The sequence below is a fragment of the Streptomyces aurantiaciflavus genome (assembly GCF_049808595.1).
Classification (GTDB): Bacteria; Actinomycetota; Actinomycetes; order Streptomycetales; family Streptomycetaceae; genus Streptomyces.
The window spans coordinates 145910-167902 of record NZ_JBNCAQ010000021.1 but is presented as its reverse complement, the minus strand read 5'-3'; the positions used below and the strand labels follow the sequence as shown (position 1 = coordinate 167902).

At 73.1% G+C, this 21993-nt stretch carries 16 protein-coding genes and 2 pseudogenes; 7 read left to right on the top strand and 11 right to left on the bottom strand.

Translation table 11 applies throughout. The features are described from left to right. Positions 1-108: 108 nt before the first annotated feature. Together ACPT94_RS25105 and ACPT94_RS25100 are read left to right on the top strand one after the other, a co-directional pair. Positions 109-1212, top strand: a pseudogene (locus ACPT94_RS25105) (adenosine deaminase); the annotation flags it as partial. 88 nt (positions 1213-1300) lie between these two features. Further along, positions 1301-1987, top strand: coding sequence for a glycerophosphodiester phosphodiesterase (locus tag ACPT94_RS25100; protein ID WP_360343952.1), 687 nt, complete (start codon positions 1301-1303; stop codon positions 1985-1987). Positions 1988-2192: 205 nt separating this feature from the next. Here ACPT94_RS25100 and ACPT94_RS25095 read toward each other — a convergent pair whose 3' ends face one another. Then, complete coding sequence (locus tag ACPT94_RS25095; RefSeq protein WP_425246874.1) at positions 2193-3887, bottom strand: RNA polymerase sigma factor; 1695 nt, start codon at positions 3885-3887, stop codon at positions 2193-2195. Positions 3888-4153: 266 nt separating this feature from the next. Between ACPT94_RS25095 and ACPT94_RS25090 the strand changes: the two genes are divergently transcribed. After that, positions 4154-5305 (top strand): serine hydrolase domain-containing protein, encoded by a 1152-nt coding sequence (locus ACPT94_RS25090; protein WP_425246873.1) that lies wholly within the window; start codon positions 4154-4156, stop codon positions 5303-5305. On the opposite strand, the gene ACPT94_RS25085 is transcribed toward ACPT94_RS25090, so the two are convergent. After that, complete coding sequence (locus tag ACPT94_RS25085) at positions 5298-5822, bottom strand: hypothetical protein (RefSeq protein ID WP_360343943.1); 525 nt, start codon at positions 5820-5822, stop codon at positions 5298-5300. The two genes, ACPT94_RS25090 and ACPT94_RS25085, sit on opposite strands and share 8 nt — an antisense overlap. Positions 5823-5923: 101 nt before the next feature. After that, on the bottom strand, positions 5924-11728 hold the full coding sequence (locus ACPT94_RS25080) for a WD40 domain-containing protein (RefSeq protein WP_425246872.1): 5805 nt from the start codon (positions 11726-11728) through the stop codon (positions 5924-5926). Between the two features lie 137 nt (positions 11729-11865). On the opposite strand from ACPT94_RS25080, the gene ACPT94_RS25075 reads away from it, so the two are divergent. Further along, the gene (locus tag ACPT94_RS25075) at positions 11866-13149 is read left to right on the top strand and encodes an ArsB/NhaD family transporter (protein WP_360343937.1); all 1284 of its coding nucleotides are present in this window, start codon (positions 11866-11868) and stop codon (positions 13147-13149) included. A 211-nt stretch (positions 13150-13360) separates the two neighbouring features. Here ACPT94_RS25075 and ACPT94_RS25070 read toward each other — a convergent pair whose 3' ends face one another. From ACPT94_RS25070 to ACPT94_RS25040, 7 genes are all read right to left on the bottom strand, one after another. Then, the gene (locus ACPT94_RS25070) at positions 13361-14269 is read right to left on the bottom strand and encodes an inositol monophosphatase family protein (RefSeq protein ID WP_360343934.1); all 909 of its coding nucleotides are present in this window, start codon (positions 14267-14269) and stop codon (positions 13361-13363) included. Beyond that, complete coding sequence (locus tag ACPT94_RS25065) at positions 14241-14903, bottom strand: hypothetical protein (protein ID WP_425246871.1); 663 nt, start codon at positions 14901-14903, stop codon at positions 14241-14243. Before ACPT94_RS25065 ends, ACPT94_RS25070 begins: the two co-directional genes overlap by 29 nt. A 25-nt stretch (positions 14904-14928) precedes the next feature. Beyond that, positions 14929-15897, bottom strand: a complete 969-nt coding sequence (locus ACPT94_RS25060; RefSeq protein WP_360343928.1) for a hypothetical protein — start codon at positions 15895-15897, stop codon at positions 14929-14931. Between the two features lie 75 nt (positions 15898-15972). Next, on the bottom strand, positions 15973-16506 hold the full coding sequence (locus tag ACPT94_RS25055) for a hypothetical protein (RefSeq protein ID WP_360343925.1): 534 nt from the start codon (positions 16504-16506) through the stop codon (positions 15973-15975). Further along, positions 16490-16981: an RNA polymerase sigma factor gene (locus ACPT94_RS25050; RefSeq protein ID WP_360343922.1), complete on the bottom strand. Its 492-nt coding sequence runs from the start codon at positions 16979-16981 to the stop codon at positions 16490-16492. Before ACPT94_RS25050 ends, ACPT94_RS25055 begins: the two co-directional genes overlap by 17 nt. Next, positions 16978-17634 (bottom strand): class F sortase, encoded by a 657-nt coding sequence (locus ACPT94_RS25045; RefSeq protein ID WP_425246870.1) that lies wholly within the window; start codon positions 17632-17634, stop codon positions 16978-16980. The genes ACPT94_RS25050 and ACPT94_RS25045 overlap by 4 nt, the downstream gene beginning before the upstream one ends. Beyond that, positions 17631-17978, bottom strand: coding sequence for a sortase-dependent protein (locus ACPT94_RS25040; protein ID WP_360343916.1), 348 nt, complete (start codon positions 17976-17978; stop codon positions 17631-17633). Before ACPT94_RS25040 ends, ACPT94_RS25045 begins: the two co-directional genes overlap by 4 nt. A 199-nt stretch (positions 17979-18177) precedes the next feature. On the opposite strand from ACPT94_RS25040, the gene ACPT94_RS25035 reads away from it, so the two are divergent. Further along, positions 18178-19128: a 5'-nucleotidase gene (locus tag ACPT94_RS25035; protein ID WP_425246869.1), complete on the top strand. Its 951-nt coding sequence runs from the start codon at positions 18178-18180 to the stop codon at positions 19126-19128. 368 nt (positions 19129-19496) lie between these two features. Next, positions 19497-19724 (top strand): annotated as a pseudogene (locus ACPT94_RS25030) (ATP-binding cassette domain-containing protein); the annotation flags it as partial. Positions 19725-19851: 127 nt separating this feature from the next. Here the strand turns inward: ACPT94_RS25030 and ACPT94_RS25025 are convergent. Further along, entirely contained in the window at positions 19852-21291 is a 1440-nt protein-coding gene (locus ACPT94_RS25025; RefSeq protein ID WP_360343910.1) for a gamma-aminobutyraldehyde dehydrogenase, read from the bottom strand. A gap of 169 nt (positions 21292-21460) precedes the next feature. Here ACPT94_RS25025 and ACPT94_RS25020 point away from each other — a divergent pair, with 169 nt between their 5' ends. Further along, entirely contained in the window at positions 21461-21976 is a 516-nt protein-coding gene (locus ACPT94_RS25020; RefSeq protein ID WP_360343907.1) for an Lrp/AsnC family transcriptional regulator, read from the top strand. Positions 21977-21993: the final 17 nt, after the last annotated feature.

Genomic DNA, 21993 nt, shown 5'->3' with positions numbered 1-21993 from the left:
GGACTGTGGCAGCAGGCAGCCGTACGCCCAACACGCGACGGGCTCGCCGCACCGCCACGACCCCGACCCACCCACCACCACCAGGCGCACAGGACAGCAACGCCTACGATGACCCCGACCCACCGATCAGCCGATCACCCGCGCCCAGGCCAGGGGCGCCGTCCCGGGGAGGCCCCGTTGACCGACCACCACCACCTGCACACCTTCATCGCCGGCCTCCCCAAGGCCGAACTCCACGTCCACCACGTCGGCTCCGCCTCCCCCCGGATCGTCTCCGAACTGGCCGCCCGCCACCCCGACTCCAAGGTTCCCACCGGCCCCGAGGCCCTGGTCGACTACTTCACCTTCACGGACTTCGCGCACTTCATCGAGGTGTACCTGTCCGTCGTGGATCTCATCCGCACCCCGGAGGACGTCCGCCTGCTCACCTACGAGGTGGCCCGCGACCTGGCCCGCCAGCAGGTCCGGTACGCCGAGCTCACGATCACCCCGTTCTCCTCCACCAGCCGCGGCATCGACGAGCAGGCCTTCATGGACGCGATCGAGGACGCCCGCAAGTCGGCGGAGGCCGAGTTCGGGACGGTCCTGCGCTGGTGCTTCGACATCCCCGGCGAGGCCGGCCTCAGGGCCGCCGAGGAGACGACCCGCCTCGCCACGGACGACCGCCTGCGCCCCGAGGGCCTGGTCTCCTTCGGCCTCGGCGGCCCCGAGATCGGCGTCCCCCGCCCACAGTTCAAGCCGCACTTCGACCGGGCGATCGCCGCAGGCCTCCACTCGGTGCCGCACGCCGGCGAGACGACCGGTCCGCAGACCGTCTGGGACGCCCTCACCCACCTGCGCGCCGAGCGCATCGGACACGGCACCAGCTCCGTCCAGGACGAGAAACTCCTCGCGCACCTCGCGGAGCACCGCATCGCCCTGGAGGTGTGCCCGACCTCCAACATCGCCACGCGCGCGGTGCGCACCCTCGACGAGCACCCCGTCAAGGAGTTCGTGAAGGCCGGGATCCTGGTCACGATCAACTCCGACGACCCGCCGATGTTCGGCACGGACCTCAACACCGAGTACGCCGTCGCGGCCAGGCTCCTCGACCTCGACGAGCGGGGCCTGGCGGAGCTGGCGAAGAACGCGGTGGAGGCGTCCTTCCTGGACGAGCCGGCCAAGGCCAGGCTCACGTCCGAGATCGACAGCTACACGTCAAACCACCTCTCCCGCACTTCCCCCACCTCCGACCAGACCTCCGCCCAGACCTCCGCCCAGACCTCCGACCACCTCGCCGGCTGACCGCCACAATGGCCCCATGCAGACCCTGACTGCCGTGGCCCACCGCGGCGACCCCTACCGCTTCCGCGAGAACACGCTCGACTCACTGCGTTCCGCGCTCGACCAGGGCGCGGACGCCGTCGAGATCGACGTACGGCTCACCAGGGACGGCGTGCCCGTGCTGCTGCACGACGGGACGCTGAAGCGGCTGTGGGAGCAGGACCGGCCGTTGCTGTCACTGTCGTCCGCCGAGGTCCGCGGGCTGACGGCGGGTGGAGTGCCGACCCTGGCGGAGGCGCTGGCGGCGACCGAAGGCAGCCGGGTGATGGTGGACCTGCCCGGCACCCGGGAGGTGCGGACGGCGCGCCGGGTGGTGGACGCCGTACGGGAGGCCGGGGCGGCGGACCGCGTGTACTACTGCGCGGGCGCCACCGCGATGCTCGCGGTCCGCGCCGCCGACCCGTCCGCCGAGATCGCCCTGACCTGTACGAGCCTGGCGCCGCCGCGTCCCGTCCTGCTGGCGGCGGTGCAACCCCGCTGGCTCAACTACCGCTTCTCGCTGGTCAGCCGCGATCTGGCCGCCCGCGTCCACCACGGCGGCCATCTGCTCTCCGTCTGGACTCCGGACACCCGCCGCTCCATGCGCCGGCTGATCGACCTGGGCGTCGACTCGATCACCACCAACCGCATCGACGTCCTCCGCACCCTCCGCGACAGCACCTGACCGACCACCACACCGCCCATCGCCACACCGCGCATCGCCACAACACACACCCGCCGCACGCCCACACGACGAATCCCCCCACGGCGCCCGTGAATCCCCACTGCGCACGCCCACACCACGAATCCCCCCACGGCGACCGTGATTCCCCACGCCGCCCGCCCGCAGGGGCCACCACGGCACCCCCACGCCACCACCGCACGCACCGCTACACGCGAGACCGCTGAGGCACGGTGGCCGGATCGGCCGGCGTCTCGCGGGTGACGTACTGCGGCACCGGGGTGTCGTCCTCGCCGGTGTCGCGGACGAGGCCGTAGCGTTTCGCGCCCTCGGGGGGCCCGCTCAGCACGTCCTTCTCCACCGCGTTCCAGCTGGACGGGAAGACGTTCAGGCCGTAGTCGGCGCCCCGCTCGTTGACGGTGAGGGTGACGCTGCCGTCGACGTAGAAGTACTCGTTCTGCCACATCTGCTGGGTGCCGGACGGCGGGACGGCGTAGCCGGTGGTCGAGTTGCCCATGCCGGTGGCGGAGCTGTCGGTGCTGCTGACGGGGTCGTCCATGCGGCGCCCGCCGCCCGACGCCACGTGGAAGAGCTTGCCCTTCAGGCCGGTCCAGGTCGGCATGACCAGGGCGCCGGACCGGTACTGCGGGGAGATCTGCCAGCGGACGAGGACGTAGCCCCGGCCGCTGAGCGTGACGCTGTCCCCGCGGTGGTTCATGGTGGCGTGCGCGCCGCCGCTGCTGGTGATGCCGGTCTCGGGCCGGTGGGGCAGGGCGGCGGGCCGCGCGTTCGGGTCGGGCGCCCGGTCGACGGCGTCGACGACGGTGCCGTACAGGCCGGTCTTCTTGGGGCTCGCCGACGGCGAGGGCGTGGCGGAGGGCGACGTGGACGAGGTGGCCGTGGGGGTCGGGGGCGGGGCGGGTGTGACCGTCGCCGTGGGGGTGACGGCCGCGCGCGGCGGCGGGGCGTCCGGGGGCTGGGTGACGACGTAGGCGCCGCCCGCGACGAAGGTCGCGCCCGCCGTCACGGCGACGGCCGGACTGGTCAGCGCGCTGAGCACCTTGGCCGACCAGCCGACGGAGGCGCCCGCGGCGGTCGCGGCGACGGCGGTCTTGCCGCCGAGGGCCAGCGACAACGTGAACCCGACGGGGACCGGCACGAGCGCGATGCCCACCAGCAGCCGCTCGGCGGGTACGACGGACGTGCCGGTGTCGCCGCAGTAGCCGCACCCCCGGATGTGCCGGGCGAGGCGCTTGCGCCAGACGGAGTCGGGGTGGCCGTTCCACCGGCCGGTCAGCTCGCGCAGGTCGGGGCAGGCGCCGTCGAGGGCGCGGACGATGCCCCGGGAGACCTCCAGGCGCTCCTTCATCCGCTGGACGCGCACGGCGGCGTGCTGCCGGCTGATGCCGACGGCGGCGGCCAGTTCGCGCCGGCTGAGCTCGCCCGCGACCTCCAGCCACCACAGGGACAGCAACTGCCGGTCCTCGTCGTCGAGCCAGCGCACCGCCTCGGCGACCTCGCGCCGCTGGCCTTCCAACTGGAGCTTGAGGACCGTGAGTTCGGCGAAGTCGGCGGCGCCGTCCGCGGGGACGCTCTCGTCGAGGCGCTGGGTGGTGCGGCGGCGCGCCCGGTCGCGGATCTGCCGCATGGCGATCGCCACCAGCCAGGACCGGAAGCTGTCGGGGTCGCGCAGTGAGCCGAGGTTGTCGACGGCGCGCAGCATGGTCTCCTGGACGACGTCGTCCACGTCGGCGTGACCGTTCAGGGCGCGGCCGACGATGTTGTAGACCAGGGGCAGCCAGCCCGCGACCAGTTCGTCCAGCGCGTGCCGGTCGCCGGCCTGCGCGGCCGCGATGGTGGAGCGCCAGTGCCGCCCGTCCACGTCGTCCTCTCGGTACCTCATGTCACTTCGTGCGTGCACGCACCCTCTCAGGCGGTCCGGGGGTGATGGCTATGTCGGGGATCACAGCGTGGAGACGGGGTGAAGGACGTCGGGATAACACTTTTTTCCCGTCCCCGTAGGGGACGCCCCGGGCAACACCCGTATTTCGTACGGCACTTGCTCGGGGTTTCACCAGGGTCGGGCGCCCTACCGGCCGACGATCCGGGCGGGCGGAAACCGCCCGAGGATGATCACGATCCTGTCACCGACCCCCTCGGGAGCCCCCTATGCGCGCTCGCCGCCGCACCACCGTCCTCGCCGCCACGCTCCTCCTCGCCCTGGGGGCGGGCCCGCTGACCGCCCCCGCGTCGGCCGCTCCCGCACCGGCCTCGGCCCCCGGCATGCGCGGCCTCGACACCCGGGCCCTGCGCGCCGCGCTCGCCGGACTCCCGGACCAGGACGCGACGGCGGCCCTGGTCCGGGTCGGCGGACGGGACGGGACCTGGCACGGCAGCGCGGGTGTGCACGACCTGGAGAGCAGGCGGGCGGCCGACCCGGACGCCCGCTTCCGGGCCGGTTCGACGACAAAAGTGGTGACGGCGGCGGCCGTGCTGAAGCTCGCGGCGCAGGGCCGGATCGACCTGAACCGGCCGGTCCAGCGCTACCTGCCCGGCCTGCTCGGCAGGGACTTCCGGCCGATCACCGTACGGCAGTTGCTGAACCACACCAGCGGCATCCCGGCGGGCGACGGCCTCGGGAACTCGTTCGAGGAGCTGTACGCCCACCGCTTCGACACCCTCACGCCGCAGCAGGTCGTGGCGTCGGCAGCGGCGAAGGGCCCGGAGTTCCGCCCCGGCTGCGAGCAGCACTATCTGAACATCAACTACACGATCCTCGGCCTGCTGATCGAGAAGGTGACCGGGCAGCCGTACGCCGCCGCGGCCACCGAACTGGTGCTGGCGCCCGCCGGCATGCGGGACACGTACTTCCCCGGTACCGACGCGCGCATCCGCGGCCCGCACAACCACGGTTACCAGGCGGTGCGAAGGACCGACGGGACGACGGAGTTCGTCGACGTCACGGAGTGGAACCAGGCGGACCGTTTCGCGGCCGGGGACATGATCTCCACGACCGCGGACCTGGAGCGGCTGCTCACCTCGTTGTTCCGGGGCCGGATCGTGCCGCAGCCCCAACTGCGCGAGATGTTCACGGTCCCGGCTCACATCGACGGGGCCACCTACAGCGCCGGTCTCCAGCGGTTCGAGTACGAGGGCAGGGTCTACTGGCTCAAGACGGGTGGCCGGTACGGGTACAACGCGATGATCGCCGGGACCCGGAACCTGAGCCGCACCCTCGTCTACTCGGTCAACTCCACGGACGCGAAGGCGGAAGGGATGAATCCGGTGGCCCAGCGGATCGCCATGGCCGCCCTCAAGTAGCCGCGACCGCCAGGGTGTTCGGGGTGGTGAGCGCCTCCAGGCGCTTGATCTTCCCGCGTACGACGTACAGCGGGACCACCCCGAACACGCCGAACGACATGTCGATCACGCTCCACCAGAAGGGGATGTCCCGGATCGGCCCGCAGATCAGGGCGAGCGGGATGACGCCGGCGCAGGCGATCATGCCGAACTCGACGACCCAGACGTTGCGGACGGGGTCGCGGTAGGGGCCGTAGAAGGCGACGGCGATGACGAGGTGCGCGAAGGCCAGCCAGTCGGTGCCGTAGAGGACGAAGGGGTGTTCGGCGTCGACGCTGTCCAGGCCGCGGCGGACGTGTTCGATCCAGTCCATGAGGGCGGGCAGGTGCTCCGGCACGGACAGGGCCCGCAAGAGGTCCTCGGCCCAGCGCAGTTCGTGCACCAGGGGGAAGGCCGTGGCGCCGCTGAGCACCAGACAGACGACGAAGAAGACAAGCCAGGCGCGGATGCCCTTCAGCAGGGCGGCTCTGTCGCTCATGACGGCAGCGTACGCCGATAATTGAACATGTTCAAAACACTTGCGCCGCCCGCGCCAGGGGGCGCCGCACGGCTGGCGAGCCGCACGGCCGGCGAGCGTCCTCAGTCCAGCGCCTCGTCCAACGGCACCTGCCGCACCCCCGGCAGATGCCCGTCCAACTCCCCCGGCTCGAACCGGCACATCCCCACCGCGTGCCAGAACTCGCCCGTGACATCGCCCTCGAACTTGTAGCCGCCGGACGGCGACAGCGCCGCCCAGCCGCCCGGCAGTCCGACGAGCGTGGCGCGCAGGGTGGCCGGGGCGCCGCCGGGGACGTTCCACAGCCGTACCGTCCCGTCCTCGCCGCCGCTCGCCAGCAGCGAGCCGTCGGGGCTGAACGCGACCGCCAGGACGCGGCCGGTGTGACCGGTCAGGACGGCGATCTCGCGGCCGGAGCGCGGGTCCCACAGGCGGACGGTCCGGTCGTCGCCGGCGGTCGCGAGCAGGGGCCGCAGCGGATGCACGGCGGCCGTCCACAGCTTGCCGGTGTGGCCGGTGAGCCGGTGGGCGATCCCGCCGTCGCGCCAGATCACCGCCTGCCCGTCCCAGGAGGCACTGGCCAGCCAGGAGCCGTCGGGCGCGAACGCCACGGCGTACACCCGGTCGGAGTGCCCGTCGAGGACCGCGGCGATCCGGCGGGCGGCCATGTCCCAGATCCGCACCTTGCGGTCGTCGCAGCCGGTGGCGAGGACGGCCCCGTCGGGCCGGAAGGAGATGGAGCGGACCCGGCCGTAGTGCTCGCCGACGGTGACGACGTGCGCGCCGGTGGCCCGGTACCACAGGCGTACGGTGTCGTCGTCGTTGGCGGTGGCCACCAGGTGGCCGTCGGCGCTGAACGCCTCCGCCCAGACGTGGTCCGTCTCGACGTCCATCTCCCGCTGGTACTCACCCGTCCCGGCGTTCCACAGGTAGAGGTCGCCGTCGCTGCTCGCGGTGGCCAGCAGGGCGGGATCGGCGGGGCTGAAGACGGCCGAGACCAGGCGGTCGCTCTGCCCGGTCAGTTCGCGCAGCCATCGTCCGGAGACGGCGTGCCACAGCCGGACGACGCCGTCGTTGCCACCGGCCGCGAGCATCGAGCCGTCGGCGCTGAAGGAGAGGGTGCCGATCCGCCGCCCGTGGCCGCGCAGGATGCGCCGGCCCTGTCCGGTGGCGGGGTCCCAGAGCCGTACGACGCCGTCGTTTGCGCCGGTCACCAGCAGGGAGCCGGCCTCCGGGGCGGGCGCGTCGCCGTGCGGGCGGAACTTGCAGACCCAGACCGAGCCGCGGTGCTCCGCGGGCTGCCGGTTGAGGGGGACGGCCACCGGGTCGGCGTCGGGGTTGATGCGCCACAGCCGGACGACGCCCTGGCTGTCCCCGGCGGCGAGCGTCGTGCCGTCGGGGTCGAACAGCACCTGGTACACCGCGCCCCGGCAGCCTCCGAGCAGTCCGGCGCCGGCTCCGGCGGCCAGGTCCCACAGCCGCACCTCGCCCTCGGTGTCGCCGCTCACCAGGAACCGGCCGCCGGGATGGAAGTCCAGCGTGTACACGCGCCCCGCGTGACCGGTGAACGTGTGCAGCACCCGCCGCCCGGCCACGTCCCACAACCGGACCGTCCCGGACCGCCCCTCGCCCATGTCGCCGGTGGCGAGCAGGGTCCCGTCGGGGCTGTACCGCGCCCGGAACACCGCCCCCCGGTGCCCCGGCAGCTCCCCGAGCAACCGCCCGTCGGCGAGGTCCCACAGCCGTACGGCGGCGGAGGCGTCCCCGGTGACCAGGGTGGCGTTGCCCGGTCCGAAGGCGACCGTGTAGACGGGCGCGGAGTGACCGGGCAGCCGGTGCAGGGGCTCGCCGGTGGCCGTGTCCCACAGGGTGACCACGCCGTCGGCGTCGCCGGTCGCCAGCAGGGACCCGTCGGCGTCGAGGGCGACCGGCCAGACCCCGGCCGGGTGGATCTCCAGCCGGTGCCGGCAGGCGCCGGACACCGGGTCCCACAGCCGTACGGTTCCGTCCGCGCTGCCCGTCGCCAGCACCCGCTCGCGGAACTTCACCGCGTAGACCCGGTCGGTGTGGCCCTCCAGGGTGCGCAGGGCGGTGCCGGTGACGGCGTCGCAGACGAGCACCCCGCCGTCCTCGCTGCCGACGGCGAGGAGTTCGCCGTCCGGGCTGTACGAGATGGGCTCCGGCAGCCGGCTGGTCCGCATGTCGAAGCCGTACGGCACGCCGACCGCGGAGGGCCGGAAGCCGGAGTCGACGGCCATGCCGGGGGCGACGGCGGCCCAGGCCAGTTCGGGGCTGCCGGGCAGGGCGGTGCCGGTGGTCGCCGAGACCAGGGCCGCCCGGCGCCACCTCCCGCCCTCGACGCGGGCGCCGGTCAGGTCGGTGCGGATCAGCCGGGCCCGCCGCAGATCGGCCCCGCGCAGGTCGGCCCCGGTGAGATCGGCGCCGTCGAGCCGCGCGCCGGTGAGGCGGGCGTCGCGCAGCACCGCCCCGGAGAGGTTGGCGCCGACCAGCCGGGCGTCGGTGAGGTCGGCGCGGGTGAGGTCGACGCCGGAGAAGTCGCGGTACGACAGGTCCTCCCCGGCGAGGGCGGCGCCGCGCAGGTCGGTGTGGGCGGGCACGCGCAGCCGGGAGAGGATCCGCACGGCGTTGGCGCGGGCGGTCTCCTCGCCCCCTCCGCTGTCGCTCAGCGTGTGCTCGGCCCACTCCTGGCAGACCCGGTGGTCGGCGAGGTCGCAGAGGAACTCCACGGCCAGCCGGCTGAGCTGACGCCTCGCCAGCAGCGCGGTGTCCCCGGCGGCCAGCCGCACCGCGCACGCGCGGGCGACGAGCCACTCCACCACCGAGCCGTGGATGAACCGGAACACACCGTCGTCGCTGCGCACCAGCAGACTGCCGGAGCCGACCGCGTGCGCCGCCTGCCCGGGGGACAGTCTGCTGTCGGCGAGGCCGGTGAGGGTCTCGGCGACGTCGGTGAGCTCGTCGAGGCGCAGCGACTCCTGGCCGCTCTGCCACAGTCTGAGCGCGAGCGCGGTGACCGCGTGCCACATCTGGTCGAGGCTGAGTCCGGGGGCCCGGCCCGGGCCGCCGCCGGCGCGCTGCTGCTCGAAGGTCAGCCAGGCGGTGAGGACCTCCTCGTAGAGCCCGGCGGGGCTGAGGGCGCGCCCGGCGCCGGCGACGGCGCGCAGCTGGTCGTCGTCGAGGTCGGCGACGAAGCCGAGGAGGCGGGGGTTGCGGCACAGGGCGAGCAGGTCGGGGATGGCGTCGAGGAGCCGCGCCCGGCGGTCGGCGGCGCGTTCGTCGCCGTCGTAGCGGTTGACCAGGTAGGCGTGGATCTGCTGCGGGGTGAACTCCTGGACGGCGAGCACACGTCGGTGCGGGAGGAGCCCGACGCGTTCGCCGAGGGCGGTCAGGACCTGGCCCTGGGAGCGGAAGTGCTGGGTGCGGCTGCTGACGACGATCTTGGCGTTGTCGACGGCGGAGTCCAGCAGCACCTGGAGGCGTTCGGCGGCGCGGTCGTAGGTGACCTGGTTGACGAGTTCGTCGAAGCCGTCGAAGAGCAGCACGAGCCGGCCCTGCCGGAGCATGTAGCGGAAGGCGCGCAGGTCGATGGTGTCGACGCCGTGCGCGGCGAGGTGGGCGGCGACCAGCCCCTCGAAGGAGTAGGCCCGGTCCAGGGCGTTCAGCTCCACCAGCAGCGGGACGAGGTGCGGCAGTTCGGTCGGGATACGGCGGGCGAGTTCGCGCAGCGCGAAGGTCTTGCCGTGTCCGAAGTCGCCGAGCAGCAGCAGGAAGCGGCCCTGGTCGGAGTCGAGGAGGCGGAGCATGTCGTCGACGAGGCCGTCGCGGTCCTCGGCGCCGAGGCGTTCCACCTCCCGGTAGCGCTGCGGCAGGTACATCCCCGGGAGGTAGCGGGGGTCGGCGCGCAGCCGCTCGCTCTGGGCGGCGACGTATCCGCGCAGGTCGAGCAGGCCCTGGAACTCGGTGAAGCTGCGCACCCGCACGCCTCTGCGGCGGGCCGGGTCGCGCAGTTCACGGGCGGGCGGCGGCCCGTCGTGGACGAGTTCGGCCTCGGTCTCGGCGTCGGCGGCGTGCACGAGGGCGACGACCTGGTCGATGTCCTCGGCGGCCGGGGTGCCGATGTGCGCGAACACCCGCTGCTGGCGGACGAAGTCCCCCTCGCGCCAGGTGACGAGCAGTTGCGGCACCGGTCCGGCCACCGGGCGGATCTGGGCGCCCTCGTGCCGGGTGCGGCAGACCTCGGCGACCCGGGCGAGGAGCGCGTCGGCCGGGGAGGGGACGTCACGCGGTTCCGGCTCGGGCGGGGTGTCCGCGTCCGGGACGGCCGGGGTCGGGCTGTCCGGTTCCTCGCGGTCGAAGGCGCGGTGGGCCCGCGGCCATTGCACCTGCCGTCGCTCCGGCTCGCCGGGCCCCTGCCAGCTCGTCAGACCGTCGCCGCTGATGCGCAGCAGCCGGTGCCGGCCGGGCCCCGCGGTGGCGAGCAGGGGCGGTTCGCCGGAGGCGGTGACCAGGCGCGGGCGGGCACCGGCGCCCGCGGGGCCGTGCAGGAGCAGGTGCAGCCGGGGTGCGGTGAGACGGGCGAGGACATCGGTGTCGCGCAGTGGCCCGCTCCCGTCCGGGGCACCGCCCCGTCCGCTCCCGGGCGGATGCCGCAGCGCCCCGATCCGCAGCCACCCCTCCTCCTCGTACGGCCGCAGCGCCTGGGCGAACCAGGCGGCCTGCTCGCGTCCGACCAGGCCGTACTGGTCGTCGAGCCGGTGGCTGTAGGCCATCGAGGAGTTCAGGCCCGCGACGACGGTGTGCAGTTCGGGTACGGGGAAGAGGGTCCACGGCTGGTCGCTGTCGAAGACGACGTCGAGGCCCTGGTACAGCTCCTGGAAGAGCCGGGCGAAGTGCCGCCACTTGGGCCAGTACGGCGGCCGGGGCGGCATCTCGTCGGCCTCGCAGGTGCTGAAGTAGGCCCGGCAGGCGGCCTGGTTGACGTCCCGGCCGCCGGGGACGAGGGCGACCCGGTGCGGTTCGAGGCCGAGCAGGGCGCGCAGCCCGGTGAGGAAGGCGAGCGCCTGGTCGACCTCGCGGGGGCTGCCGGAGGCGGTCAGATCGCCGGTGACCACCAGCAGGTCGGGGGCGGGGGCGCCGGCGTCGGTCAGTTCGACGAGGTCCCCCCAGATCCCCGCCTGCAACTCGGCCGGGTCCTGCCCCCGTCCGAAGGTGGGCCCGGCGAGCTGGAGCACGGTGATCGCCTCGCGCCCCCGCGCGCCCGCGGACGCCGGTGGATACGCCGGTGGCGCGGCGGGTCTGCGCCGGCCGGCCCAGCCGGGCCGCCCGAGGGGCCGGCCGGGAGCGGGCGGGAGCGCCGGCGGCGGAGGGGGCGCGGGCAGCGGGCCGCCGCCCCCGCCCGGGTAGTCGGGCCGCAGACTGGGCCGGGCACGGCCGTCGAGGGCCTGGCGGACCCGGGTCAGCAGCAGGTCGCGGGCGGCCGCCGGATCGGTGACGGGGACCAGGTCGACGTAGGTGATGGTGGCGAGGAGCCCCTCCACCGGGATGTCCTCGACCCGCACGGTGAGCAGCCGGCGCTCCGGGGCGTCCGGGTCGGCGCGCAGGGCGGCCTGCCACTCCATCCGGCCGTAGCGGGACCGCTCGTAGTTGCGCGAGAGGACGGCGATGACGGCGGCCGACTCGCTCACGCCGCGGTCCATGAAGTCCACGAAGTTGGTGCCGGGGACGAAGTCCCACGCCTGGAGAACCGTGCGGTAGCCCGCCTCCTCCAGGGTCCAGGCGATCCATGACGCCCAGCGTTCGTCGGCCGGCGAGTAGCTGACGAAGAAGTCCAACGGCCCTGTCTCACCAGTGTTCTGACGCTCCCCCATATATTCATGATGCAATGAGCGAGCGTCGATATGCACCGGTTTCCCGGTCAGGAACCTGGCCGGAAGGCTCCGGCGGCGAAACCGTCGGAAGGCAGCCCGTGGTTACAGCGACGCACAGATGTGCGACCCTTCCGATCATGGGTGTCCTGCGACGTCTGCATGTGCTGGACCGGGTGGCGATCGGTCTGCTCGCGACCGGACTGGTGTGCTGGGCCACGGGGGTGCTGCCCTCCGGACAGGCCGGCGACGCGATGGTCCGTATCGCCCCGCTGCTGGCGTTCCTCGGCACGGTGATCGTGCTGGCCGAGCTCACCAGCCGGGCCGAGGTGTTCGACGTGGTGGCGGCCCGTGTCGCCCGGGCGGGCCGGGGCAGCTACCCGCTCCTCTTCCTCCTCTGCGTGGCCTTCGCCTCCGTCACCACGATCGCCCTCAACCTGGACACCACGGCCGTGCTCCTCACGCCCGTGATGCTGGCCCTGGCCTCCCGTCTGCGCATCGCGGCGGTCCCCCTGGCGATGACCACGGTGTGGCTGGCCAACACGGCGAGCCTGCTGCTGCCGGTCTCCAACCTGACGAACCTGCTGGCCGCGGACCGGGTGGCGCTGTCGCCGCTGGGCCTGGCGGGCCGGATGTGGGCCCCGCAGCTGGCGGCGATCGCGGTGACGATGGCATGCCTGTGGGGGTTCTACTGGCGCCGGGGGCGGCGTACGGACGGCGAGAACTCCGAGGCCCCCGCCGAGCGCACCGCCGTGCCGACGGGCGGCCCCGGCGCGGCACGCGCGGAGGACCTGCGCCCGGGGAGCACCGACCGCTACGAACCCCCCGGCCCGCACCGCCCCACCGACCCGGTGCTGTTCCGGGCCTGCGCCCTGGCCTGCGGCGGGTTCCTGCTGGCGATCCTGGTCGCGGACGTGGAGCTGTGGATCGCGTCCGCGACGGCCACGGCCGTCGTCGTCGTGGCCTTCGCGGTCCGGGACCGCTCCGCGCTGCGGCCCTCGCTGATCCCCTGGCGGCTGCTGATCATGGTCCCCGGCATGTTCCTGGTGGTCGAGGCGGTCAACGCCAACGGTCTGCACGGTCTGCTGGCCGCCGCGGTGGGCCACGACGGCGGCATCGGGGGCATGTTCCGCGCGGCGGCGGTCGGGGCGGGCCTGTCGAACGTCCTGAACAACCTCCCCGTCTACCTGGCCGGCGAGGCAGCCGTCCCCTCCGGCAACCACGCCCAGCTCCTCGCCCTGCTCGTCGGCACCAACGCGGGCCCGGTGATCACCCCCTGGGCCTCCCTGGCGACCCTCCTCTGGTACGAGCGGTGCCACGCGTACGGCGTGCGGGTCCCGGTGGTCCGCCTGATGGCAACGGGCGCGGTCCTGGCGGTGACAGCGGTCACGGCGTCGGTGGCGGTGCTGGCGCTGACGGGGTGAGGGGACGGGACAACCGGGGTGAGGTGGGCAGCGCCCGCACCGCCCGACTCGCCGCCGCGCCCACGTCGCCCACCTCATCGCCGCGCCCACATCGGCTCCGGGTCATCCGCACGCCAGGCCACGGGCCGGTCCGCGGCGCGGCCCGCGGACGCGGCATGGCTCAGAGGTGCGCCCGATTCACCGCACCCCCGACGGTGCAGGCCCCGCGCCCCTACACCCCGGACCAGGGCGGAACGTACGACGGAGCCGGCTCCGGCAACCCCGCACCGGCCCCCGCCTCCGCCCCCGCCGCCAGCTGCAGCAGATACGGCAGCGTCTCCGGTCGCCCCGCGACGAAGGAGCGCTCGGTGTCGGGTCCGGTGTGACCGCCGGTGAACTCCCGTCCGTCCAGGTGGCGTACGGCCACCCCCGCCTCGCGGGCCAGCAGCGCCCCCGCCGGCAGGTCGATCGCCTCGGCGCGGTAGCCGACGAAGCCGTCGATGTCCCCGCGGGCCAGCATCGCCCAGGCCAGCAGCGGTGCCCACAGCTGGAGCAGGCGTCGGGAGCCGAGCTCCACGGTGTGCCGCAGGGCCCGGGCGGTGCGGTCGTCGCGGCGGACCGCGTGGCCCTGCGTCCAGGCCAGCAGCGGACCCCCCGGTGACGGCGCGGGGCCGGCGGCCGCGAGCCGCCCGCCCGGCCCGTGCGCGCCGCCGCCCCGTCGCGCCGACCAGGTCCGCCCGCTCAGCGGTTCGTGCACCACCCCCACCACCGGCGCCCCGTCGACGCACAGGGCGACGCCCACGACGCAGACGGGCAGCCCGATCACCACGTTGTTGCTGCCGTCGAGGGGGTCCACGAGCCAGGTCCGGCCGCCGCCGTCCCCGCCCAGTTCGCCGGACTCCTCGGCGAGGATGCGGTCGTGCGGGAAGCGCTCCCGGATCCGGTCCACCACCAGCCGCTCGGCCAGCAGGTCCAGGTCGGTGACGACATCGCCGAGTTCGCCCTTGGGACGGGCGGTGAAACCGTCCGGGAAGCGGGACCGCAGCAGCGCCCCGGCCTCCTCGGCGGCGGTCACCGCCGTGCGGCACTCGGAGGTGAAGGGGCCCGGCAGGTCAGACGGGCGGGTCGGGTTCGGGCTCATGGATCCTCCTGAGGGCGTCCTGGGCGATCCGGACGGTCTGGGCCGCGTCGCACATGCCGCGGACCACCCGGCGGCCCTGGGCCCGTCCCGGGCCCCGGGAGTGGGCCGCCCGGCCGGGCAGCGTCCGCCCCAGCCCCCGGGTGGCGGCCGGACGGCCGTCCGGCACCACGGTGGTGTGGAACTCGCCCGCCGGAAGGTCGTACGTCTGGCCGCGCGCGCTGGTCTGCTCGGCGCCCGGCAGACAGCGCACCAGCCGCTCGGTGGGCCGTAGTTCGTCCACGCCCGAGGGATCGCTGTGCACCTCGAACACCCGGTGGGTGGGCCGCTCGGTCTCCTCGTGGACGCCCATACGCCGGTTGCCCAGCCGTCCGTACAGCACGGTGCTGGTCAGCTCCCAGCTGTGGCAGTGCACTTGATGGGTCGTCAGGGCGGGCTCGGACGGCCCGAAGACGTGCACGCACACGCCCTGCGGCCCGTCCCGCAGGACGGGCAGGCAGACGAACCCCAGCGGATGACGCACCGCGCGCAGACCGCGCCGGCCCGCCACCACCTGTTCCAGCTCCGATGCGGCCTGCCGCATCACCTCGCCGGCGGCCCCCCGCCGGGCGGCCCGTTCCAGGGCCGGGTAGTCCATCGTTCCCCCCTCGCCCACAACGTGGCTACCTGCGGTACGGATCCTCCGCCCGCAGCGCCTTGTCGATGATGTCGCCGACGTCCCCGTCGGTGAAACTCGTCGGCAGCGGCAGTCCCAGCCGGTCGAGCAGGCGTCTGACCTCGTCGACGGTCGGCTCGTCGCTCAGCGGGGTGGCCTCCCGCAGATCGAGCTTGACCGCCTGCTCCCGGCTCTGGTGCAACTCGGTGACGTAGTAGTCGTACAGCGGCCTGCCCCGCTCCACGCACAGGCTGACGCGGCGCGGGTCGTCCTGGGTGATGATCAGGCAGGTGTCGGACAGGTCGAAGCGCAGCGTCGGTGCCACCGAGGACAGGTGGACGTCGATCTCCAGGGTGTCCAGCCGTTGCCGGTGCCACGTCGCGGCGACCACGGTGGCGTAGGACTCCTTGCGGGTGCGTTCGGTGGTCCACTCCGCGAACGTGCCGCCCTCCTGCCGGTGGCCGAAGGTGCGCCGGAAGCGCGCGTAGGCGGCGCACGCCCGGTCGTCGGCCGGATTGACGATGTCGATCTTCATGCTGAGGGAGCGCCGCTGCCGCTGGGCCTCCAGGACGCACTCGGGCAGGGTGACCGCCCGCAGATAGGTGCCGGTGCCGCCCTTGAACACCCAGCGGGCGGTGCTGCGCCGGGCCTGTTCGTGCGCGAGGCCCACCTCGGGCCCGGCCAGCGTGCGCACCATGGACAGGTCCTCGATCGCCCGGCTCGTGCCTTCCGTCGCGGCGCGGATGTCGGCCAGCCGCCGCCGTCGCTCCGTCAGCGAGCCGTACACCAGCGCCGCCAGGACCAGCAGGATCGAACCGGTGACGATGTGGTCGTCGAACTTCTCGTCCAGGATGTCCATCAGGCCGATGACCAGCGCGACCCCGATCGCGACGACACCGTCCGCGTTCCTGACCGCCCACGCGATCGAGTCCTCCAGCCGACGCCCGGACGACTGCTGAGACGTTCTGCGCGTCACGTCCACCCTCCCCCGACGGTGAAAGTCCAGGGTAGGAGCAACCACGCGCCCGCAGCTACGGGGCGTGAATCGGCCTCAACGGCTCGTAATGTCCTCGGACGACGTGAGTCGGGACGCACTCGGCTCGGTGCTCGGCTCGGCGCTCGGCTCGTCGGACACCGTCGCGGTCGCCGGCCGCGACGCGGTGCCGCTGGGGCTGGGCGTGGGCGCCGCGGTGCCGGTGGGGCCGGCGGGGGTCCGGGTCCCCGGGACGGGCGTCGGGGCGCCCTCCGAAGGGCCCGGTGTGGCGGGGGCGGGCGAGGCCGGCGGAGTCGGCGTGGCCGAGGGGCCGCTCATGGGCGGTGGTGCCAGCGGAACCGTCGGGGAGACCGGCGTCTGCGACGCCGGACGCAGCGGCAGGACGAGGACGGCGGCCACGACGACGGCGCACGCCGCGCCGACCCCGGCGGCGGTGCGCAGCAGCCGGCGGCGGGCCGCGCCGCGGCGGATCTCCTCGTACCGGCCGGGCGGCGGGCCGAGGTAGTCGGAGGGGGGCCGCAGGATGACGGCGAGGGGGTCGTCGGGCGCGAGGTCCGGGCCGTCGTCGAAGTCGTCAGCGGGTGTGGTCAAGGCTTCTCCTCAGGTGGGCGCGGAGCAGTTCACGGGCCGCGTGGAGGTCGGCCTTGACGGTGCCTTCCCTGCGTCCGGTCAGCACGGACACCTCCCGGATCGGCATGTCGGCGTAGTAGTGCAGCAGGATCGGCACGCGCAGCCGTTCGGGCAGCGACTGCACGAGCAGCCGGACCGAGGGGTCGGCCGGTTCGGCGGGCGGGTTCACGGCGGCCTCGACGGTGGCCCGGCGCACGGCGTTGCGCTCCCGTTCCGTCCTGCGCCAGTGGTCGCGGACGAGGTTGGCCGCGGTCACGTAGAGGAAACCACGCGGCTCCGTCACCGCCGTCCAGCGGGCCCACAGGCGGGTGAACGCCTCCGAGGCGATCTCGTGGGCCGTCTCGTCGTCGTCGACGAGACGGCGGCACCAGCCGGCGAGGCGTGGATAGAGGGCGGCGAACAGTTCCGCCGCCGCCCGCTCGCGGGATCGTTTCACCGTTCTCCCGCTGAGCTCTGCGCCGAGGCCGGCGCGGCGAAGACGATCACGTTGTCGCGGTACTCGTGGCCGTCACGGGGCCCGCCGCACGTGATGAGACGCAGCTCGGGCCGGTCGACGTTCCCGTAGACGGCCTCCGTCGGGAAGTCGGCCTTGGCGACCGTGCGGACCTCGGTCACGGCGAACACCGCCGCCGTGCCGTTCTCCAGGCGCGCGACGACCCGGTCGCCCCGGCGCAGCCGGTCGAGGCGGCGGAAGACGCCGTCGCCGTACTCGCCGACCGTGACATGGCCGAGGATCACCGACGGCCCCTTGCGTCCCGGCGGCGGCGAGTGCCGGTACCAGCCCGCACGGTCGTCGGCCGTGATCGGGGGCACCTCCACGGTGCCGTCCGGGGCGAGCCCCAGCCGCATGACGGGCGTGTCGACGCCGATGGCCGGGATCTCCAGCCGGACGGGTGCCGAAGCGGCCGTCGCCGCGGAGGGCGCTGAGCCGGGCGAGGAGGGCGAGGACGCCGAGGAAGGCGAACCGGGTGTGCTCGCCGGCCGGGCCTTCCCGTCCTGCCCGGCCGACGAACCCCCGCACCCCGCGAGCAGCGCCGCCGTGGCCGCCGTCGCCGCGGTGACGAACGCGCGCCTGGAGAGCGAGGTCATGCCCCGGTCGCCGCCCGCCGGCGACGGACGAGGAAGACCGCCACGCCGGCCGCGCCGAACACCGCGGCGGCTCCCCCGCCGATCATCGCGCCGTCGCCCCCGGACTCCGCCACCGCGCCCGTGTCGGGCGCCCCGCTCGGTACGACGGCGACCTGGTCCCCCGGAGCCGGAGCGGAGGTCGGGTCGGCGCTGGGCACCGGCGTCGGGGCGGTGGAGGCGGCCGGAGCCGGCTCCGCCACGGTCGGGGACGGGACCGGCGTCGTCCCGTCGGCGAACGCGGGCACCGTGCCCGCCAGCACGGCGGTGCAGGCGAGTGCCAGGGCACTGAGGACAGTTCGGCGCATGAATCGCTCTCTTTCGCTCTGTCGGTCCGCCCGCCCGGGTGGAACCCACGGGCTGCGTGACGGACCGAGCGAAGAGACGAGGGAGCGGCAGGGCGGGTTGTAAAGAGATGGCAAAGTCGACGGTCGGGGGCTACAGTCGGCGCCCGTCGACGTCGCCGGCCTGCGGTGACACCCAAGGTGCCACCCGGGGGGAGCCGCCATGCCGTCCTACAGCCTCGAGAACCGGTTGGTGATCGGGATCGCCTCCAGTGCCCTGTTCGACCTGAAGGAGTCCGACGCCGTCTTCCGGCGGAAGGGCGAGGAGGCCTACCGCACCTACCAGCGGGAGAACCTGGACGACACCCTGCGCCCCGGAGTCGCCTTCCCCTTCATCCGCCGCATCCTGTCGCTGAACGACCTGCGCCCCGGCGACGCGTTGGTCGAGGTGATCATCCTGTCCCGCAACGACCCCGACACGGGCCTTCGCGTCATGCGGTCCATCAAGGCCCATGAACTCCCCATAAGCCGTGCCGTCTTCACGCAGGGCCGGGCGCCGTACCGGTTCATGCGCGCGCTGCACATGTCCCTGTTCCTGTCCGCGGACGAGAACGACGTCCGGGAGGCCGTGGCCGCGGGCCTGCCGGCGGGCCGGGTCCTCGGCTCCGCGGTGGCCGACGACCCCGCGGACAGGGAGCTGCGGATCGCCTTCGACTTCGACGGCGTCCTCGCCGGCGACGAGTCGGAGCGCGTGTTCCAGCAGGACGGCCTGGAGGGCTTCCGCGCCCACGAGGCGCTGAACGTGACCACCCCTCATGACGCGGGCCCGCTCCGGGACTTCCTGCGCGAGGTCAACAAGCTGCAACGGAGGGAGGAGGAACGGCGCCGGGAGGACGCGGACTACGCGATCCGCGTCCACGTCTCCATCGTCACGGCACGCAACGCGCCCGCCCACGAACGAGCCGTGCTGAGCCTCAACAACTGGGGCGTGACCGTCAACGACGCCTTCTTCCTCGGCGGTGTCGACAAGAGCTCGATCATGGACGTGCTGAAGCCCCACATCTTCTTCGACGACCAGGAGAGCCACCTCGAAGGCACCTCCCGGACGACGCCGAGCGTCCACATCCCGTTCGGGGTGGTCAATCAGGGGGAGCTTCGGGGAGGGCCGGAGTAGCGGCAGGCGGTACCCGGGTGGTACCGCGGTACCACCCGGGCGTCGAAGATTCCCCTCCGGTCCCAAAGTCCGGGCCTGTGGCGCTCCTAGTGCCGCGACAGGCAACGTTCGCCCCGTCGCGACGCCCGGCACGCCCTCTCGCCGCACCGGCCGAAAGCCCAAGTACATCCAGTACGAGGGCTTCCGGCCGGCACACCGAGAGCACGCTCCCCCACCCTCGAACCGGCTTCGCACGGCTCGGGCGGGAGGTACCCCCACGACCCCGCTCCTCAACGGGCAAACGTTGCCTGCCGCGGCACTAGCTTCGAAGGCGGACACCGCGGCGCATCCGCCGGCGGTTCGAGTTCGAGGCGGGAAAGGCCACTTCCATGATCGAAGCGCGTGAGCTGACGAAGCGGTACGGCGACAAGACGGTCGTCGACAACCTGAGCTTCACCGTCAAGGCCGGTGAGGTGACCGGCTTCCTCGGCCCCAACGGGGCGGGGAAGTCCACGACGATGCGCATGATCGTCGGCCTGGACTCCCCCACCAAGGGCTCGGTCACCGTGGGCGGCCGGGCCTACGCCAGGCACGCCGCGCCGTTGCACGAGATCGGCGAACGACGCAGGTCACGGGGCGCGCGCGACCGGCATACCGGACCGCTTCCCAGGAAGTTCCCAGAAGCGCGCTGCCCTGTGGGGCGCCACGGAAAGGACGCCGTACGCCGTGCCTCCCGGCGGGGCCTTACGCGTCGAGCGACGTCATCACGTGCTTGATCCGCGTGTAGTCGTCGAAGCCGTACGCCGAGAGGTCCTTGCCGTAGCCGGACTTCTTGAAGCCGCCGTGGGGCATCTCGGCGACCAGCGGGATGTGGGTGTTGATCCACACGCAGCCGAAGTCGAGCTTCTTGGACATGCGCATCGCGCGGCCGTGGTCCTTGGTCCACACCGAGGAGGCGAGGGCGTACTCGACGCCGTTGGCCCACTCGACGGCCTGATCCTCGTCCGTGAAGGACTGGACGGTGATGACCGGACCGAAGACCTCCTTCTGGATGATCTCGTCGTCCTGCTTCAGGCCCGAGACGACGGTCGGCGCGTAGAAGTAGCCCTTCTCGCCGACCTGGTGGCCGCCGGCCTCGACCTTGGCGTGGGCGGGCAGCCGCTCGATGAAGCCGGAGACCTGCTTGAGCTGGTTCGGGTTGTTCAGCGGCCCGTACAGCACGTCCTCGTCGTCCGGGTGGCCGGTCTTCGTCTCGGACGCGGCCTTCGCGAGCGCGGCGACGAACTCGTCGTGGATGGCCTCCTGGACGAGGACGCGGGTGGCGGCCGTACAGTCCTGGCCGGCGTTGAAGAAGCCGGCGACCGAGATGTCCTCGACGGCCTTGGCGATGTCGGTGTCCTCGAAGACGACGACCGGGGCCTTGCCGCCCAGCTCCAGGTGGACGCGCTTGAGGTCCTTGGAGGCGGACTCGGCGACGGACATGCCCGCGCGCACGGAACCGGTGATGGACGCCATGGCCGGGATCGGGTGCTCGACCATCAGACGGCCGGTGTCGCGGTCGCCGGTGATGACGTTGAAGACGCCCTTGGGCAGGATCGAGCCGACGATGTCGGCGATCAGGACGGTCGAGGCGGGGGTCGTGTCGGAGGGCTTGAGGACGACCGTGTTGCCCGCCGCGATCGCCGGGGCGAACTTCCACACGGCCATCATCATCGGGTAGTTCCACGGCGCGACCTGCGCGCAGACGCCGACCGGCTCACGGCGGACGATCGAGGTCATCCCGTCCATGTACTCACCGGCCGCCCGGCCCTCGAGCATCCGGGCCGCGCCCGCGAAGAAGCGGATCTGGTCGACCATCGGCGGGATCTCCTCGGAGCGGGTCAGCCCGACCGGCTTGCCCGTGTTCTCCACCTCGGCCGCGATGAGCTCCTCGGCGCGCTCCTCGAAGGCGTCCGCGATCTTCAGCAGAGCCTTCTGGCGCTCGGCGGGGGTCGTGTCGCGCCAGCCGGGGAAGGCCGCGGCGGCGGCCGCCATCGCGGCGTCCACGTCCGCCTGGCCGGACAGCGGCGCGGTCGCGTACGCCTCGCCCGTCGCGGGGTTGACCACGTCGGTGGTCCGTCCGTCGGCGGCGTCCCGGAACTCACCGTCGATGTAGTTGCGCAGACGACGCAGCTCGGTGCTCACTGCCGGCCTCCTGTCAAGGTCGAACTGTCCAATGACTGAGACACCCACCCTAATCGCCAGGCCGACGTTTTCAACACCCCCGATCGCGCCACTGCTGCGAAATCCGCAAGTCTCAGTATCATAAACAACGAATTTCATCGCATTGGCCTTGCGGAACTGTCGAGACGTCGTGCACAGTGAGCTCGTGGCCAGTCGAAGCGCAGAGCACCGTGACTCCCGCGAGTCCAGGAACAGCACCCCTCATCTGGATGCCGTCAGCCTCGCCATCATCGAGCAGCTCCAGGAGGACGGCCGCCGGCCGTACGCGGCGATCGGCAAGGCCGTCGGCCTGTCCGAGGCGGCCGTGCGCCAGCGCGTCCAGAAGCTGCTCGACCAGGGCGTGATGCAGATCGTCGCCGTCACGGACCCGCTCACCGTGGGCTTCCGCCGGCAGGCCATGGTCGGGATCAACGTCGAGGGCGACGTGGAGAAGATCGCGGAGGCGCTGACCGACATGGGCGAGGTCGAGTACGTGGTGATGACCGCGGGCTCGTTCGACATCCTCGCCGAGATCGTCTGCGAGGACGACGACCACCTGCTGGACGTCATCAACAAACGCATCCGTGCCCTGCCGGGCGTGCGCTCCACCGAGAGTTTCGTCTACCTGAAGCTGAAGAAGCAGACCTACATGTGGGGAACCCGATAACCGTGAGGACCCGATAA

Coding starts and splice junctions, on each gene's coding strand:
- ACPT94_RS25085 (WP_360343943.1), bottom strand. CDS start 5,822: ATGAGCGACAGAGCCGCCCTGCTGAAGGGCATCCGCGCCTGGCTTGTC.
- ACPT94_RS25035 (WP_425246869.1), top strand. CDS start 18,178: ATGCCGTCCTACAGCCTCGAGAACCGGTTGGTGATCGGGATCGCCTCC.
- ACPT94_RS25040 (WP_360343916.1), bottom strand. CDS start 17,978: ATGCGCCGAACTGTCCTCAGTGCCCTGGCACTCGCCTGCACCGCCGTG.
- ACPT94_RS25045 (WP_425246870.1), bottom strand. CDS start 17,634: ATGACCTCGCTCTCCAGGCGCGCGTTCGTCACCGCGGCGACGGCGGCC.
- ACPT94_RS25065 (WP_425246871.1), bottom strand. CDS start 14,903: ATGGACTACCCGGCCCTGGAACGGGCCGCCCGGCGGGGGGCCGCCGGC.
- ACPT94_RS25075 (WP_360343937.1), top strand. CDS start 11,866: ATGGGTGTCCTGCGACGTCTGCATGTGCTGGACCGGGTGGCGATCGGT.
- ACPT94_RS25100 (WP_360343952.1), top strand. CDS start 1,301: ATGCAGACCCTGACTGCCGTGGCCCACCGCGGCGACCCCTACCGCTTC.
- ACPT94_RS25090 (WP_425246873.1), top strand. CDS start 4,154: ATGCGCGCTCGCCGCCGCACCACCGTCCTCGCCGCCACGCTCCTCCTC.
- ACPT94_RS25080 (WP_425246872.1), bottom strand. CDS start 11,728: ATGGGGGAGCGTCAGAACACTGGTGAGACAGGGCCGTTGGACTTCTTC.
- ACPT94_RS25095 (WP_425246874.1), bottom strand. CDS start 3,887: ATGAGGTACCGAGAGGACGACGTGGACGGGCGGCACTGGCGCTCCACC.
- ACPT94_RS25070 (WP_360343934.1), bottom strand. CDS start 14,269: ATGAGCCCGAACCCGACCCGCCCGTCTGACCTGCCGGGCCCCTTCACC.